This window comes from Spirosoma koreense, from assembly GCF_054777875.1.
Genome location: NZ_BAAHAC010000005.1, coordinates 19,662 through 35,943 on the forward strand (window position 1 = coordinate 19,662; position 16,282 = coordinate 35,943).

15 protein-coding genes are annotated in these 16,282 nt (G+C 52.7%); 7 read left to right on the forward strand and 8 right to left on the reverse strand.

The window, feature by feature from the left end:
- The first annotated feature begins 133 nt into the window (after positions 1–133).
- The 5 genes from ACYVC2_RS05850 to ACYVC2_RS05870 all read left to right on the forward strand — a co-directional run bounded on the left by ACYVC2_RS05850 (position 134) and on the right by ACYVC2_RS05870 (position 3,644).
- Positions 134–796, forward strand: a complete 663-nt coding sequence (locus ACYVC2_RS05850) for a YggS family pyridoxal phosphate-dependent enzyme (protein WP_461101368.1) — start codon at positions 134–136, stop codon at positions 794–796.
- Between the two features lie 19 nt (positions 797–815).
- Complete coding sequence (locus ACYVC2_RS05855; RefSeq protein ID WP_461101369.1) at positions 816–1,193, forward strand: DUF423 domain-containing protein; 378 nt, start codon at positions 816–818, stop codon at positions 1,191–1,193.
- Between the two features lie 102 nt (positions 1,194–1,295).
- A complete protein-coding gene (locus ACYVC2_RS05860; protein ID WP_461101370.1) occupies positions 1,296–2,891 on the forward strand; it encodes a peptide chain release factor 3 in 1,596 nt (531 codons plus the stop codon).
- 92 nt (positions 2,892–2,983) lie between these two features.
- Entirely contained in the window at positions 2,984–3,331 is a 348-nt protein-coding gene (locus ACYVC2_RS05865) for a hypothetical protein (protein ID WP_461101371.1), read from the forward strand.
- A 103-nt stretch (positions 3,332–3,434) separates the two neighbouring features.
- Positions 3,435–3,644 (forward strand): hypothetical protein, encoded by a 210-nt coding sequence (locus ACYVC2_RS05870; protein WP_461101372.1) that lies wholly within the window; start codon positions 3,435–3,437, stop codon positions 3,642–3,644.
- A 75-nt stretch (positions 3,645–3,719) separates the two neighbouring features.
- Here the strand turns inward: ACYVC2_RS05870 and ACYVC2_RS05875 are convergent, their stop codons facing one another.
- The 3 genes from ACYVC2_RS05875 to ACYVC2_RS05885 all read right to left on the reverse strand — a co-directional run bounded on the left by ACYVC2_RS05875 (position 3,720) and on the right by ACYVC2_RS05885 (position 9,530).
- Complete coding sequence (locus ACYVC2_RS05875; RefSeq protein WP_461101373.1) at positions 3,720–5,135, reverse strand: sensor histidine kinase; 1,416 nt, start codon at positions 5,133–5,135, stop codon at positions 3,720–3,722.
- 83 nt (positions 5,136–5,218) lie between these two features.
- Entirely contained in the window at positions 5,219–5,896 is a 678-nt protein-coding gene (locus ACYVC2_RS05880; RefSeq protein ID WP_461101374.1) for a response regulator, read from the reverse strand.
- Positions 5,897–6,431: 535 nt separating this feature from the next.
- On the reverse strand, positions 6,432–9,530 hold the full coding sequence (locus tag ACYVC2_RS05885; RefSeq protein ID WP_461101375.1) for an efflux RND transporter permease subunit: 3,099 nt from the start codon (positions 9,528–9,530) through the stop codon (positions 6,432–6,434).
- A 234-nt stretch (positions 9,531–9,764) separates the two neighbouring features.
- Here ACYVC2_RS05885 and ACYVC2_RS05890 point away from each other — a divergent pair, with 234 nt between their 5' ends.
- Together ACYVC2_RS05890 and ACYVC2_RS05895 are read left to right on the forward strand one after the other, a co-directional pair.
- Positions 9,765–9,977 (forward strand): heavy-metal-associated domain-containing protein, encoded by a 213-nt coding sequence (locus ACYVC2_RS05890; protein ID WP_461101376.1) that lies wholly within the window; start codon positions 9,765–9,767, stop codon positions 9,975–9,977.
- A 117-nt stretch (positions 9,978–10,094) separates the two neighbouring features.
- The gene (locus tag ACYVC2_RS05895; RefSeq protein WP_461102294.1) at positions 10,095–12,299 is read left to right on the forward strand and encodes a heavy metal translocating P-type ATPase; all 2,205 of its coding nucleotides are present in this window, start codon (positions 10,095–10,097) and stop codon (positions 12,297–12,299) included.
- An 87-nt stretch (positions 12,300–12,386) separates the two neighbouring features.
- Here the strand turns inward: ACYVC2_RS05895 and ACYVC2_RS05900 are convergent, their stop codons facing one another.
- The 5 genes from ACYVC2_RS05900 to ACYVC2_RS05920 form a co-directional block, all read right to left on the reverse strand.
- A complete protein-coding gene (locus tag ACYVC2_RS05900; protein WP_461101377.1) occupies positions 12,387–12,956 on the reverse strand; it encodes a 50S ribosomal protein L25/general stress protein Ctc in 570 nt (189 codons plus the stop codon).
- Between the two features lie 75 nt (positions 12,957–13,031).
- Positions 13,032–13,973, reverse strand: a complete 942-nt coding sequence (locus ACYVC2_RS05905; RefSeq protein ID WP_461101378.1) for a ribose-phosphate pyrophosphokinase — start codon at positions 13,971–13,973, stop codon at positions 13,032–13,034.
- 118 nt (positions 13,974–14,091) lie between these two features.
- The gene (locus ACYVC2_RS05910; RefSeq protein WP_461101379.1) at positions 14,092–14,667 is read right to left on the reverse strand and encodes a phosphatase PAP2 family protein; all 576 of its coding nucleotides are present in this window, start codon (positions 14,665–14,667) and stop codon (positions 14,092–14,094) included.
- A complete protein-coding gene (locus ACYVC2_RS05915) occupies positions 14,651–15,322 on the reverse strand; it encodes a Uma2 family endonuclease (RefSeq protein WP_461101380.1) in 672 nt (223 codons plus the stop codon). The genes ACYVC2_RS05910 and ACYVC2_RS05915 overlap by 17 nt, the downstream gene beginning before the upstream one ends.
- 41 nt (positions 15,323–15,363) lie before the next feature.
- Positions 15,364–16,278, reverse strand: a complete 915-nt coding sequence (locus ACYVC2_RS05920) for a sugar phosphate isomerase/epimerase family protein (RefSeq protein WP_461101381.1) — start codon at positions 16,276–16,278, stop codon at positions 15,364–15,366.
- Between the last annotated feature and the right edge of the window lie 4 nt (positions 16,279–16,282).

Here is a 16,282-nt window from a genome sequence, read left to right on the forward strand (position 1 = left end):
ATCAATGAATTATTGCACCGCCAGGGCAAATTCCTGGCAATTACGGCCAAAAACTACAGGTTTCCGCTTAGTTCTCAAACCTATCTTTGCATAATTTTAGTAAACGAATCCGTCTCTATTCTCTCAGCCCATTATGTCGATTGCCGATACCATTCACCGGATTGAAGGTGAACTACAAGGTAAAGCCGCTCTGATTGCCGTTACAAAAACCAAACCTGTGCTGCTATTACGTGAAGCCTATGAGGCCGGCTGCCGTCGATTTGGCGAAAATAAAGTGCAGGAAATGGCCGACAAGCAGCCACAACTGCCTGCCGACATCGAGTGGCATCTAATCGGACATTTACAGACCAACAAGGTTAAATATATCGCGCCTTTCGTGGCCCTTATCCAATCGGTCGATAGCCTGAAACTCTTGCAGGAAATCGACAAACAGGCTGCTAAAAACAATCGTGTCATTGACTGCCTGCTACAAATTTACATTGCCGACGAAGACACCAAATTCGGCCTATCGCCCGACGAAGCCGAAGCCTTGCTCAACGCCCCCGAATTGGATGCCCTCGCCTATATCCGGGTAACTGGGTTGATGGGCTTAGCGACCAATACCGATAACGCATCGCAGGTTCGGCAGGAGTTTCGAGACCTGAAGCAACTTTATGATCGCCTGGCCGATATCCGGCGGCCCAACGTTCAGTTTCGTGATCTCTCGATGGGCATGAGTGGCGATTATCGGATTGCGGTTGAAGAGGGCAGCACGATGGTTCGGGTCGGAAGCGCTATTTTTGGCAGTAGAAACTAAATCCCGGTTCAGACAATCTATGAAATTCTTTATTCAATCGGGCGCTGTATTAGGCTTGTTAGGCGTTGCATTGGGCGCATTCGGTGCACACGCGCTGCGGACTATGCTGGAGGCATCAGGCCGGGCTGCTACCTTCGAAACCGCTGTCAAGTATCAATTTTACCACGCGCTGGCGCTGGTGTCGGTGGGTATTTTACTCCATCTGTTTGGTAGTAATCCGACAATGGTCAAACTGTTGAGTTGGTCGGGCTATTCATTTCTGGGAGGAGTGCTAATTTTCTCGGGTTCGCTCTATGTACTCTGCTTTACCGGCGTTACCTGGCTGGGTGCCATTACCCCCCTGGGTGGACTCGCTATGATTGCCGGCTGGGCACTGTTGTTGTGGGCATTTCGGTGAAGGGTAGAGCATGGGGCAAAGGGGAAATAAAACAATCTCTATTTCCCCCTTTGCCCCATGCCCCATACTTTTTGTTATCTTTGTGTTCTGATTCTGAGAATAATGCAAACGAATATACAGGCTGAAACCGCCCGTCGGCGGACGTTCGCCATCATTAGTCACCCGGATGCGGGGAAGACAACACTGACGGAGAAATTACTGCTTTTCGGTGGGGCGATTCAAACCGCAGGGGCCGTGAAGTCGAATAAGATTAAAAAGTCGGCGACGTCGGATTTTATGGAAATCGAGAAGCAACGGGGAATCTCGGTGGCTACCTCGGTCATGACGTTTGAATACGATAATCTAAAGATCAATATCCTCGATACCCCTGGTCACAAAGATTTTGCGGAAGATACCTACCGGACCCTGACCGCCGTCGACAGTGTCATTCTGGTTATCGACTGCGTAAAGGGCGTGGAGGAGCAGACTGAACGGCTCATGGAAGTGTGTCGGATGCGCGACACGCCGGTCATTATTTTCATCAACAAACTCGATCGCGAAGGCCGTAATCCGTTCGATTTGCTTGATGAACTGGAAACCAAACTGAACATCCGGGTTCGGCCCATGACCTGGCCTGTAAACATGGGCTCCGACTTCAAAGGTGTTTATAGCCTGATCGAGAAAAAGTTATATTTCTTCAAAGCTAACAAAACTAAAGTCGAGGACGACGTATTGCCCATTGAACTCGACGATCGCCTGCTCGACGAGAAAGTGGGGGAGCGGGATGCCGCTCAATTGCGCGAAGACGTAGAACTGATCGAAGGCGTTTACGACGAGTTTCACCACAAAGCGTATCTGGATGGCAAACTGGCGCCCGTATTTTTCGGGTCGGCGGTCAATAACTTCGGCGTAAAAGAACTGCTCGAAGGCTTCTGCCTGATCTCGCCTGAACCCATTGCCCGGCAAACCGACAAACGTGAGGTACTGCCCGACGAAAAACAGTTCAGCGGGTTCGTGTTTAAAATCCACGCCAACCTAGACCCCCGCCACCGCGACCGCATCGCATTTCTTCGTATCTGTTCAGGCGTATTTGAGCGGAATAAGTTCTACCACCACACCCGCCTGGATAAAAACGTGCGATTTGCCAGTCCGTTCAGTTTTATGGCCGATAGCAAGAGCGTTCTGGATGAAGGGTTTCCGGGCGATGTAGTAGGGTTGTACGACACCGGTACGTTCAAGATCGGCGATACGCTGACGGAAGGGGAGGAGCTTCAGTACCAGGGGATCCCAAGCTTTTCGCCCGAGATTTTCAAAGAATTGGTCAACCTCGATCCAATGAAGTCGAAACAGCTCGACAAGGGAATCCAGCAGTTGACGGACGAAGGCGTAGCGCAGTTATTCAATCTCGAACTGGGTAACCGGAAGTTTGTTGGCACTGTGGGTGAGCTCCAGTTCGAAGTCATTCAGTACCGGCTGGAAAACGAATATGGGGCTAAATGCCGCTGGGTGCCGCTCAACTACACGAAAGCATGCTGGATTACGGCCGAAAACCCGGCCAAGCTGGCGGAATTTATCCGGCTGAAAGGCAACCAAATTGCCTATGATAAAGACCGAAACCCGGTCTTTCTGGCTGAATCGGAATGGATGTTACGCATGAACCAGCAGAACAACCCCGATATTCAGTTCCACCTGACTTCTGAATTCAAGGTGGCCGCGTAAGCAGTCTTTTCGCAGATTCTTCCGTCCTTCCGAAACCAACCGGAGCGAGTGGAGTTGTTATAGCTATAACTCACGTTAATTGAAAACTAGCCATGACAAATTCACTCGCAACTCTTGCCGTCGCGCTGCTTCTGAGCGGAACGACGATTGCCCAGCAGCAACCCCGCCGGGCAACGAATAGCCAAAAAACACCCAACGGCACCACCGGTACGATTACCCCTAACGATGCTGCCCGCTCGACGACTAGCTCGGCCAACACCCATGATGGAACCAACGGTGCTTCGACCGGAACGGGTCTTACACTCGACCAGTATCAGGCCAACTCACAGTCTAACAAAGGCACTACGAAGGTGGATGCCAACAGCAGCGTCAGAACCGGCCCATCGGATGTTAAAGCCCGTAAAAAGTCGCCTAAAATGAGCAATCAGAGTAGTCAATAGCTATCTAGTGAGTTGATTTGCTGCGCTTTAATGGAAGTTTAATAACAACTTGCCTGTGCAGAAGTTTTATTAGCGTATGTCAGCTACCAAACCAGATAGACTAATGAAAAAGTTAATGATGATTGCTGCGGCCACTCTGTTGATGACAGGTGCCTTTGCACAGGACGATGCCAAGCAAGCGCATAAGCAAATGAAGCACGATGCGAAAATGGCGAAGAAAGACGCTAAAAAAGCCGGTGATGGCATGATGGCGGATTCGGCAAAAATGATGAAGAAAGAGCATAAGATGAAGAAAAAGATGGCCAGCCAATAGGCTATCGTTTTTCTCATTCACAAGAGCCTCCTCACCGGGAGGCTTTTTTTATGGTTCATCTTGGCCATAAGTCGGCTAAGACCGCTCTGGCTTCAGGCTTTCTTCCAGGGCTTTGGGTTCGTCTGCTTTCGCTGTCGATCGGTAGGGAATCGGTAGGGTTATTCGGAAAGTAGTGCCTTTGCCTACCGTCGATTCGACCTGAAGAAGGCCCCGGTGGAGTTCAATGATGCGTTGCGTCAGCGCCAGGCCGATACCGTGGCCCTTGATGGTCATCGTCATCTCAGATCGGTAGAAAGGTTCGAAAATATGCGGCAGATCTTCTTCGGAAATACCGTACCCCTGATCGCTGAACGTGAGCAACACCTGACCACGCTCGAAGGAAAGCCGTACCGATACGCTTTTGTCGGCGGAGTACTTACAGCCATTTTCCATCAGGTTCTGGAAAGCTGTCTGTAGCAGCGATTCTTCACCGATGATCACCAGTTCTTCTTCCCGATCGGGCAGGTTGTCGAAGTCGATATCGATGTGGTAATCGGGGGTTTTGCTCAGAATCTGGCTCTGCGCCTGCCAGAGCAATTCGTCGATCCGCACGGGCTGGTAATTTAGGGTAACCGCGTCCGAACTGGCGCGCGCCAGTTCGAGCAGGCCGTTGACAAGCCGGATCATGCTCTTTACTTCATCGAGCAGCCCGTCCAGTGTGATCTCATAATCCTCAGGCGAGCGGGCCATGAGTCGGGTCACTTCGATCTGGCCCATCATGACCGTCAGTGGAGTTCGCAGCTCATGAGATGCGTGCGACACGAAACTCTTCTGCAGAACGAAAGCCTCTTCGAGACGGGTCAGCAGGTCGTTGAACGTGCGGGCCAGATCGGCCAGCTCGTCGCGCTGCCGCCCCACGCGCAGTCGTTCGTGGATGTTGGTGGCCGAAATGGCATTGACCTGACCGATCAGTTCGGAAACGGGGCGCAGCGCATCGGTGGCGAAGAGGTAGCCCGCAATGCCCACAATAATAAGACTCAGCAGCCAGCCGGAAAAAAGAATCTCACGGAGCCGGTCCAGTTTGGTTAAGCCGTAACGGTCGTTTCCGGATGCGACGATAATAAGCGGCTCGTGCCGGGAGTTGAGATGACAGACCGCCACCGCTTCCAGATCGCCGATGCGAATGTACTGCGAATGGTGGGGGGTGATCTTCGATAGAAAATGCGTTGAAACCGGAAACCGAGGACGCTGATTGCCCTGATTGTATAGTACGACACCGCGTGAATTATAAATGGTAACCTGCTCATCGGTCATCGACGGTAGGTCGTCCTTAGGCACTTCGCCCACATCCTCCCGTAAGCGCACTGTTGTAAATGCTTTCTCTTCCAGGCGCTGCTGAAACTCCTGCTCCCGGAACTGGTCATATAAGTAATAGACCGAAACCGTAAAAAGCAGCAGGATCGAAGCGACCAGCAGCAGAAACAGCAAAGTCAGGCGCGTACGGATGTTCATAAGCAGAGGGCATGGAGTACGGGGCATTGGGCTGAGCTATAACGTATGCGGTTCATACGTACCATACCCCATGCCCTCTGCCCTTACTCTTCTTTTAACATATACCCCATCCCAATCACAGTGTGAATAAGTTTATGGGGAAAATCTTTGTCGATCTTTTTACGCAGGAAATTTACGTATACATCGATAACATTCGTGCCCGTATCGAAATGAATATCCCACACTTTCTCGGCAATATCGACCCGTGATACCACCCGGCCCCGGTTCCGCATCAGGTATTCGAGGAGGCCGAACTCTTTGGCTGTCAATTCTATGCGCTTGTCGCCCCGGCGGGCAATTTTTTCGTTCAGGTCGAGTTCCAGGTCTGCTACCCGAAGGATGTTGGCCTGCATGCCAGCGTCGCTGCTACGTTTGGTCAGCGCCCGCAGACGAGCCATCAGCTCACGGAATTCGAACGGTTTCACCAGATAATCGTCGGCTCCGGCTTCGAAGCCCGTGAGCTTGTCGTCTACCGAACCCATCGCGGTCAGCATCAGAACAGGCGTTCGATTCTGCTCCTGACGAATCGACTGAACGACATCGAACCCGTTCATTTTAGGTAGGTTGATATCCATGATAATGACGTCGTAAAGGTTATTCAACGCCATATTTCGCCCGACCTGGCCATCAAACGCTACATCGACTTCGCAGGATTGCTCCTCCAGACCTTTGCGAACAAAGGAGGCCAGTTTCGGCTCATCTTCAACCACCAATATCTTCATGTCAGAAACATACATAGCACTTGTCTGATTTAAAAACGATAGAACGACTTATTAGTTTAGAAGGGGCTTCATTCGCTACTGGGTGTGCTTAAGTCCGGCTAGCAACCAAAACCTCTTCGGCGTTCAAGGTCGGATAACCGTATTAAAAGAGCTTGAAAGCCGTATTAAAAGTGAGTTAAACGAGAATGGGGTGCCGAATCGGCGGAACACAAAAAAGCCGCTCCGAATATCGGGGCGGCTTTCCGCTTCTATCCACACCATTTCAAGACAGACGACCGGGCGGCCGCCAAATCTTGATGTTCAACCTTCCCTTTGTAAAGGATCTTTATGCTACAGTAAGCAAGTTCTTTTCCGGGTGATAAAGCCTTGAAAGACTCTATCTGGGATTTCGGATTGCAATATAGTCGCAATGCGAATGCAAAGGTTATAATAATAGAACAAATGTTGCAAGTTGTTCTCTATTACAAAACGCTAATCACGGGTTAAAATTATTAAACGTTGCAAAAAAGCGACTATTTGGCTGGTTAAATTGCCGTTAAATGTCGCTGAATTTATGGCGGTAAAAGACGTAAAATATCAGCGGAAAGATAAATAACGTCAGCAGCGTGGCAGTGATCAGGCCACCGATTACTACGATCGCCAGGGGCTTGGCCGTTTCCGAACCGATCCCGTGCGATACCGCTGCCGGAATGAGTCCGATGCCTGCCATCATCGCCGTCATTACCACGGGGCGGATACGGGACACCACTCCTTCTCGAATCGAATCAGTGAGCGACAGACTATTTCGCAAATTCTTCTTGAACACCGAGATAAGGATCACCCCGTTCTGAATGCAGATGCCAAACAGGGCGATGAAACCGATGCCCGCCGAGATACTAAAGTTAACGTGGGTGATCAGTAGCGCGGCAATACCGCCGATAATAGCAAACGGTACATTGAACAGCACCAGACCGGCGTCTTTCACATTGCCGAACAGCACGAACAAAATAAAAAAGATCGCCAGCAAACTGATCGGAACTACCTGCGCCAGACGGGCCGTAGCGCGCTGCTGGTTTTCGAAATCGCCGGCCCACTTGATCGTATATCCGGAAGGGAGCTTGACGTGGGCCTGTACCTTCTGCTGCGCTTCGGCAACCGCCCCTCCCATATCGCGGCCCCGTACGGAAAACTTGACGGCCCCGTAGCGTTGCCCGGCTTCCCGGAAAATCAGGACAGGGCCTGTTTGGGTATACACCTGGGCAATTTCTTTGATCGGAATCATGCTGCCGCTTTCGGTTGGCACCATCAATCGGCTGATCTGTTGTTCATTGGATCGGAACGGCTGGTCGTACCGGATGCGCAGGTCGAATTTGCGTTCGCCTTCGTAAATCTGGGTGGCCGCCTTTCCGCCGATCGCCATTTCGATAACGGCTTCGGCGTCGGCTTTACTCACACCATAGAGCGCCAGTTTCCGCTCGTCGAGTTCCACGCGCATTTCGGGCTGGCCGGTGGTGCGGATCACTCCCAGGTCTTCGATGCCCTGAACCGTGGCTAGCTGCTTCTGAACTTCGCCCGCTTTTTCTTCGAGAATGCCCTGGTCGGGACCATAGATTTTTACGGCAATAGATCCTTTTACACCCGATACGGCTTCTTCTACGTTGTCCATAATGGGCTGCGAAAACCCGAAGTTGACTCCTGGGAAAACCGCCAGCTTTTCCTGCATTTTTTCGACTAGCTGTTCTTTCGTCAACCCGCTCTTCCAGTCGTCCTGCGGGTAGATATCCACCAGAAACTCAATGTTATAAAAACCCGTCGGGTCGGTGCCATCGTTGGGGCGGCCCGTCTGCGAGATAACCCCCTTCACTTCCGGGAATTGCTCGAAAATGTGCCGCATCTGCACCGTTTGCTTGACCGACTCGGGCAGCGAAATACTCATGGGCATGGTGGCCCGTACGTAAATGGATCCTTCGTTCAGTTCCGGCAGAAACTCAGTGCCGAGCAGACTGAAGCCGGATAAACCGATAACGACGATCGCCATCGTCACCAGCAGACTGATTCGTTTGTGGGCGAAGGTAAACCCAAACGCTTTTGTCGCGTATTTGGTCACGACGTTCACGAACGGATTGTGTTTTTCGCGCACGTTCTTTTTAAGCAGAATACTGGCCAGTACCGGCACCAGCGTGAGGGTGAAAATCAGAGCACCCAGCAGGGCAAATCCGAGTGTCCAGGCCAGGGGCGAGAACATTTTTCCTTCGACTTTCTGGAACGAGAAAATCGGCACCAGACAGGTGATAATGATGAGCTTGGAGAAAAAAATCGCCTTGCCCATCTCCGTTCCGGTTCGGCGCAGTACGCCTAGTTTGGCCAGTTTGTTGAACCTGGGCATCCCCTCGTGGTGGGCCATTTCATCCAGCGTAACGAAGATGCCCTCGACCATCACGACGGCCCCGTCGACAATAATCCCAAAATCGATGGCGCCCATCGACAGCAGGTTGGCCGACATGCCTTTCAGCCGCAGGCAAATGAATGCAAACAGCAACGCCAGCGGAATGACAATCGACACCGTAACGGTGGTGCGCCAGTCGGCCATGAAAATGAAGACGATGACCGTTACGAAAACAATTCCCTCGATCAGGTTATGCGTAACCGTGTGCGTCGCGAAGTTGATCAGGGTTTCGCGGTTGTAGAACGTGTTGATTTCGACGTCGCCGGGCAGAATACTCGTGTTCAGTTCCTCGATCTTGGCTTTCACCCGCTCGATGACTTCACTGGGGTTTTCGCCTTTTCGCATCACCACGATACACTCTACTACGTCGTCGCGCTTGTCGCGCCCGGCCTGGCCCAGCTTAGGCAGGGCTGATTCGGAAACCTGCGCGACGTTGCGCACCATGATGGGTGTACCCTTGATATTCTTGACGATAATATCCAGAATGTCCTGCTGATTACGCAGCAGGCCAATCCCACGGACCACGTAAGCTTCGGAGTTCTTCTCGATGACATCGCCCCCCACGTTTACGTTCGAATTGGCAACAGCCTGGTAGAGCTGCAGGGGGGTAATGTTGTAATCCATAAGCCGACGCGGATCGACCGAGATTTCGTACGTCTTGACCTCTCCGCCGAAACTAACCACATCGGCAACCCCCGGTACGCTCTTGAGCTGGCGCTCAATGACCCAGTCCTGAATGGTTTTCAACTCGCGGGCCGTACGGGTCGGCGACTGGAGGGTATAGCGAAAAATCTCACCCGTCGGGCCATACGGCGGTTGTACGTCGGGCCGAATTCCTTCGGGCAGTTCGACGCCGTTGAGCAGGTTATTGACCTGCTGACGGGCAAAGGCATCGTCGACGCCATCCTCGAACAGCACTTTGACCACCGATAAGCCAAACAGCGATGTCGAACGTATATCCGTTCGTTTCTGCACGGAATTGAGGCCAATCTCGATGGGAATGGTAACGAACTTTTCGACTTCTTCCGCCGACCGGCCCGGCCATTGCGTGATCAGGGTAATCTGGCTGTTGGTAACGTCGGGAAACGCTTCGATCGGGGTACTCTGGTAGCTGATGACACCAGCGACGACCGCCAGCGCTGTCAGGAAAAAGATGAAAAACTTATTCTTCAGTGAGAAGGATAGAATGCCTTTGATGAATTTGTTCATACCAGCTACGGTGCGCGCGTACTTTTAAGTACACAAAGGTGTTTATACTGACTTAAATCGGCCTTAATGCGTGGTTAAAAGAAGGTTAAAGCTGTAGGCGGCCGGCAAGAACACGTGAGCCGGTGGCAGGAGCCTCAATTGTACACCATCTACCTACAATTATGTACGAACAAGACCTGCCGGCGTGCGACCTTTGGCGATGAAATTCGGTTATAGGTATAAACGATCAGGTGTATGAAAACGCTAACATTCAAAACCAATATCAAGTGCAGTGGCTGCGTAGCCACGGTTACGCCGTTCCTAAACAAAACCGTTGGGGAAGGCAACTGGCAGGTCGACGTCCAAAATCCCGACAAACTACTGACCGCCCAAACCGACAGCGCTTCTCTGGCCGACATTCGTCAGGCCATTGAAAAAGCGGGTTATAAAGCCGAACCGGTATCGTAAACGTACCGGCTTCAGGCTGGTATTTCTGGTATGAACACAACCCTTCAAAATCCGCTCGAACACAACCCTGCGTCACGCCCTTCATCGGGGGTTCGGAAAACATACCCGGTGCTGGAGATGAGTTGTGCTGCCTGTGCCGTCAGTGTCGAATCGACTCTGAAACATACGCCCGGTGTCAGCGATGCCGGGGTAAATTATGCCAATCAGTCGGCCTGGGTTCAGTTCGACCCGGCCGTAGTGACGCCCACTGACCTGCAGGCGGCCGTTCGGGCCGTGGGGTATGACATCGTGGTCGATGCCGAAGACCCGCAACAAGTACAGGACGAAGCCCGGCAGCAACACTATCGGGCACTTAAACGGCGAACGCTCTGGGCGCTGATCCTGTCGGTCCCTGTCGTCATCGTCGGTATGTTTTTTATGGACCCGTCGTCCGATTCGCCGAATTATGCCAACTGGCTTATGCTGGCCTTGTCGGCTCCGGTGGTGTTTGGGCTGGGCCGCTCATTTTTTGTCAATGCCTGGAAACAGGCACGCCATGGCAAAGCCAACATGGATACACTGGTGGCTTTAAGTACGGGCATCGCCTTTGTATTCAGCGCTTTCAATACGATTTATCCTGACTTCTGGCATCGGCGGGGGCTACATCCGCACGTTTATTTCGAAGCAGCCGCGGTTGTCGTCGCCTTTATTCTGCTGGGTAAGCTGCTGGAAGAACGGGCTAAATCCAGTACGTCGTCGGCCCTCAAAAAGCTGATGGGGTTGCAGCCCAAAACTGTTCGGCTGGTCGAAGGGGCTACCGAGCGCGATGTTCCGATGGCAGCAGTGCAGGTGGGGAATTTGCTGCTGGTACGCCCAGGTGAGAAGGTTCCCGTCGATGGGCTGCTCGAATCCGGGCAGTCGTACGTAGACGAAAGCATGATCAGCGGTGAACCTGTTCCGGTCGAGAAAGTGGCGGGCACGAAAGTCTTCGCCGGTACGATCAACCAGAGAGGAAGTTTTCGGTTCCGGGCCGAGAAAGTAGGGGGCGATACCTTGCTGGCCCAGATTATCCGGATGGTTCAGGAGGCTCAGGGCAGCAAAGCACCTGTGCAGCAGACCGTCGATCGGATCGCCGGGGTTTTTGTGCCGGTCGTATTGAGCATAGCCTTGCTCACGTTCGGGGTCTGGATGCTGTTTGGGCACTACCTTGCTCCGGAAACCGATTCGTTTACCACTGCGCTCTTAACCTCCGTAACGGTGCTGGTCATTGCCTGCCCCTGTGCCCTGGGCCTGGCTACGCCAACGGCCATTATGGTCGGTGTGGGCAAAGGAGCTGAACACAATATACTCATCAAAGACGCCGAAAGTCTCGAAATAGGCTACCGTGTCGATGCGGTGGTACTCGACAAAACCGGCACGATCACTGAAGGTAAACCGGTCGTCACCGATATGCTGTGGCTGGTTCCCGAATTGGAGCAAGTGCCGTTTCAGCGCATCCTTTACACGCTGGAAGCGCAGTCTGAACACCCGCTGGCCGAAGCTGTGACCACTTATCTGCATGGTTTCGAACCGGTATCGCTGGATAGCTTCGACAGCGTGACGGGGCGGGGTATAACTGCCCACCATCAGGGCCAGGCTTATTTCGTTGGGAACCAAAGCTTGCTGGCTGAACAGGGTCTCACCTTGTCCACTCACTTGGGCGAACAGGCTACGTACTTACAGAATCAGGCGAAGACCGTCGTGTTCTTTGCGAATACAACAGCCATATTGGCTCTGATAGCCATTGCCGATCCGGTGAAGGTGGGTTCGCAGGAGGCTATTGAAACCTTACAACGCCGTGGTATTGCGGTATATATGCTCACCGGCGACAACCCGCAAACGGCCGCTGCTGTGGCCGCGCAAGTCGGTATCCGTCAGTACAAGGCCGAAACCATGCCTGCCGATAAAGCCCAGTTCGTGAGCGAACTGCAAGCGGGGGGGAGGGTCGTGGCCATGATCGGCGATGGCATCAACGATTCGCAGGCGCTGGCGCAGGCCGACGTGAGCATCGCCATGGGCAAAGGCTCCGACATTGCTATGGACGTTGCGCGCATGACCCTGATCACATCCGATCTGAACAGCGTACCCAAAGCCCTGCAACTATCGAAGCAGACAGTGCAGGTGATCCGGCAGAACCTGTTCTGGGCGTTTGTTTATAACCTGATCGGAATTCCGCTGGCGGCCGGTGTGTTGTATCCAGCCTTCGGTTTTTTGCTGAACCCCATGATTGCCGGGGCAGCTATGGCCCTAAGTTCAGTATCCGTTGTCAGCAATAGCCTGCGCCTGCGGATGATGAAGCTATAAGGGTTGCGCTCCCCCATCGATGTACACAAAAATACCCGACCAATAACTGGTCGGGTATTTTTATAGCCTATTAGTTTAAAAAAACGATTACTTGGCCGAAACCGTACCCCGCAGTGCACGTGGGATTTCGATGCTGGCCACCGGGTTCGATGCCTGTTCCAGCATTTCCAGGTTTTTGACCGGAATCTGACCTACCCGAACTGATTTACCCAAGTCGAGGTTCGACACATCGACATCAATAAAATCAGGAATGTTTTCTACGGTGCCTTTCACGCGCAGTTTTCGAACGCGTGTCACCAGCTTACCGCCTTTCTGCACACCCGGCGCCGAGCCTACCAGACGAACCGGAACGGCAATTTTGATGGGCTTCTGGTCGGTCACCAACAGGAAGTCGGCGTGCAACAGAGCGTCGCTAACAGGGTGAAACTGAGACTCCTGCAGAATAGCCCGGTATTCAGCTCCCTCGATGTTGAGCGCTACTTCGTAAATGTTGGGCGAATAAATCAAATCACGGAACAGGATGGCGGGTGCGTAAAAATGCACTTGCTCCTGACCACCGTACAATACGCACGGAACATTGCCCTCGGCCCGAATCGCTTGTGATTCCGTGCGGCCGAGATTCGCTCGTTGATACCCTACAATCTCGATTTTTCTCATGTTCTGTAGCGCCGAACGTCCACATTCGGCTAAAAAAGATGAATAATTTCCGGACGTGGACATCCGGCACTTCGGTTAATTTCTTATAAACAATGAACTAATAGATTCATGATCACGAATGCGGCCGATGGCTTTGGCAAACAACTCCGCCACAGACAGTACCCTGATGCGTTCGTTAGGCTGTCTCAGCGGCAGCGTATCCGCCACCACCAATTCCTCCAGAACCGAACTGGCAATGTTTTCATGCGCTTTCCCCGACATGATCGGGTGCGTACACACCGCCCGCACCGACAAGGCCCCTTTTTCTTTGATGATCTGAGCCGCTTTCGCCATCGTGCCGCCGGTGTCGATCAGGTCGTCGACCAGCACCACGTTGGCACCTTCGACATCACCAATCACCTGCATCGAAGCAATTTCATTGGCCCGTTTGCGATGTTTGTCGCACAGGACAATGTCGGCGTTGAAATGTTTCGCAAACGTGCGGGCGCGGTTGGCACCGCCCACATCGGGCGAAGCAATGACCAGATTATCCAGGTTCAGGCTTCGGATGTACGGTACAAACACTGACGTACCCTCCAGGTGGTCTACCGGAAAGTCGAAAAAGCCCTGAATCTGGCCGGCGTGCAGGTCGATCGTCATCAGCCGATCCACACCCGAAGCCGCCAGCATATTGGCTACTAACTTGGCAGCAATCGACACGCGGGGTTTGTCTTTCCGATCCTGGCGGGCATACCCAAAGTAGGGAATAACCACCGTCACGTAGTGCGCCGACGCCCGTCGGGCCGCATCGACCATCAGCAGCAACTCCATCAGATTATCGCCGGGCGGGGGCGTCGACTGGATCAGAAACACATCGCATCCCCGAATCGACTCTTCAAAACTGGGCGACATCTCGCCATCGCTAAATCGACGACAGGTATAACCGCCTAAGTCTTTACCGTAGTAATGCGCAATTTTTTCGGCCAGATACGTTGATTGAGTGCCCGAAAAAATTTTAACCGGATTGTACGAAGCCATGAATGCGGGACAAATTTCCCGCAAAGGTACGGAAAAAACAGGCACGTTGCCGAACCGCTTTTAAGTTTCTTTCAAACGGTTGTGCACGGGGCCGCCTACAATCGTTGATCAGGAAGATTCAGGGGAACAGGCGCTGACCGGTGCGGGAGCTAATTTTCTGGTACGCTGTCACGCAGATCAAGGCGGATAAGATTCCCACTAAAGTGCCTGCAAGCACATCGAGCGGGTAATGCGCGGCTACGTAAATGCGGCTATAGGATACAATGGCGGCCCATAAAAATGCCCACCTGAACCAGGGGTAGGTTTTTCCCAGCAGCAACCAGAGACTAGCCGCGAGGGCGAAGGTCGTAGCGGCATGCGAAGACGCAAATCCGTACTGCCCCCCGCACTCCATGACGGGATGAATGAGCTTCTGTAGCGCCAGCTCATGGCAGGGACGCAGGCGATGGGTGAGGGGCTTCAGTACCGACGAGGTCAGTTGATCGCCCATCGCTACGGCCGCCACGATGGTCAGTAACAGCCCAATAGCCTGCTTGCGGTAGCGGTAAATCAGCCAGCCAACCAGCAGCGCATACAACGGAATCCAGGTATTACGTTCCGTAATAGCAATCATGATCGGGTCCAGCCAGGGCGTATAATAGCTGTTGAGCCAGAGAAAGAGATCGGTGTCGAGTCGGTTAAGCGTTTGTAGCACTGGTCGTGTTCAGGATCACTTTGTGGTAAACATCCTGCATAGAAATCGTAACGTCGCCGATGGAAACGGCCATATCGAGCGCGTCGTAATCTTCGTTGAGCCAGTGGCGGCTATCCTGCTGTTTCGTATAAACCGACACGAAGGGCACTCCCTGCTCAACATAAACAATATGCTGTACGGATGGCAGCTGTTTGTAGCAGCGGAGCTTGATGTGCATGTCTTCCCGGTAAGTCGAGTCGGAATGTACTTCGACCAGAATGTACGGATTCGTAATACCGGATTCCTGGCCTTTTCGGGGGAAAAGTTCGGATTGACCTTTCATGACCAGTACATCGGGCTTGGTGGCTAACTGGCAGACGGGTACATACACCAGCTTATTGCTGCCCATCACGCGGATGTCTGACTGATCGAAGAAAGCGGTTCGCAATAAAGCGCCGATGTTCAAAACTATTGTTTCATGCTGATCACTTGCCATACCAATCTGTGCCCTTATCTGACCGTTTATGTACGCAATGTCGTACTCGATCGGAAAAGGCTCCTCGCCAAACTGATCCAGTACGGTCCAGTATTCATCCAGCGTAGCCGGAATGAACACGACTTTTTCCTGATTGAGTCGGTCGACGATTTGTTCGGCAAGAGGGACAGCCACTACCATAAGCGCGTTTTTTTGTAAAGATACAAAATGAGCGGAAAGGATTACAACACCAGAAACTGACTCAGGTAGTTCCGGGCGGTCAGGATGGCCGTCTGCACATCCTCGGCACTCCCTTCGTAAGCCTTGTCTTCGACCTCGATACATACCGGGCCGCGATAGCGAACATCGGTCAGGGCGGCAAAAAAATTACCCCAGCGCACATCGCCCAGGCCGGGTAATTTGGGTGAATGATATTCCAGCGGATTGGCCATAATGCCCACGCGGTTTAGTTTATCCCGGTAGACCTTGACGTCTTTCAGGTGGATGTGATGCAGTCGGTCGCGGTAATCGTAAATCGGGCGGATTTCGTCCATCATCTGCCAGACCAGGTGGCTCGGGTCGTAATTCAGGCCCAGCGCCCGCGACGGGATAAGCTCGAACATGCGATCCCAGATGGCCGGTGTCGTAGCGAGGTTTTTACCGCCGGGCCACTCATCGTCCGTAAACCACATCGGACAATTCTCGATGCCAATCTTTACGTTACACGCTTCCGCTTCTTTCACGATAGCCGGCCAGTGTTCGGCGTACAGTTTCAGATTCTCGCCAATGCTCAGCGACGGGTTTCGGCCAATAAAGGTGTTTACGACCGGTACGCCCAGTTTGGCGGCTGCCCGAATTAGTTTTTTGATGTGCTCCCGGTAGAACTCGGCCTGTTCCGGATTCGGATCGAGTGGGTTCGGATAATAACCCAGGCCTGAAATGGAAACCCGGTAAAGTTTGGTCAGCGTGTGAATTTGCTCGACGTTCAGGTTGTCGACATCCACGTGCGTAACACCCGCATACCGCCGGGCGTCGGCCTTGCCGCTGGGCCAGCACATGAGTTCAACGCATTTGAACCGATGTTCAGCCGCAAATTTCAGAACGCCGTTGAGATCATAATCGGCCAGAATTGCCGACACAAAACCGAGATGAAGCATTGAG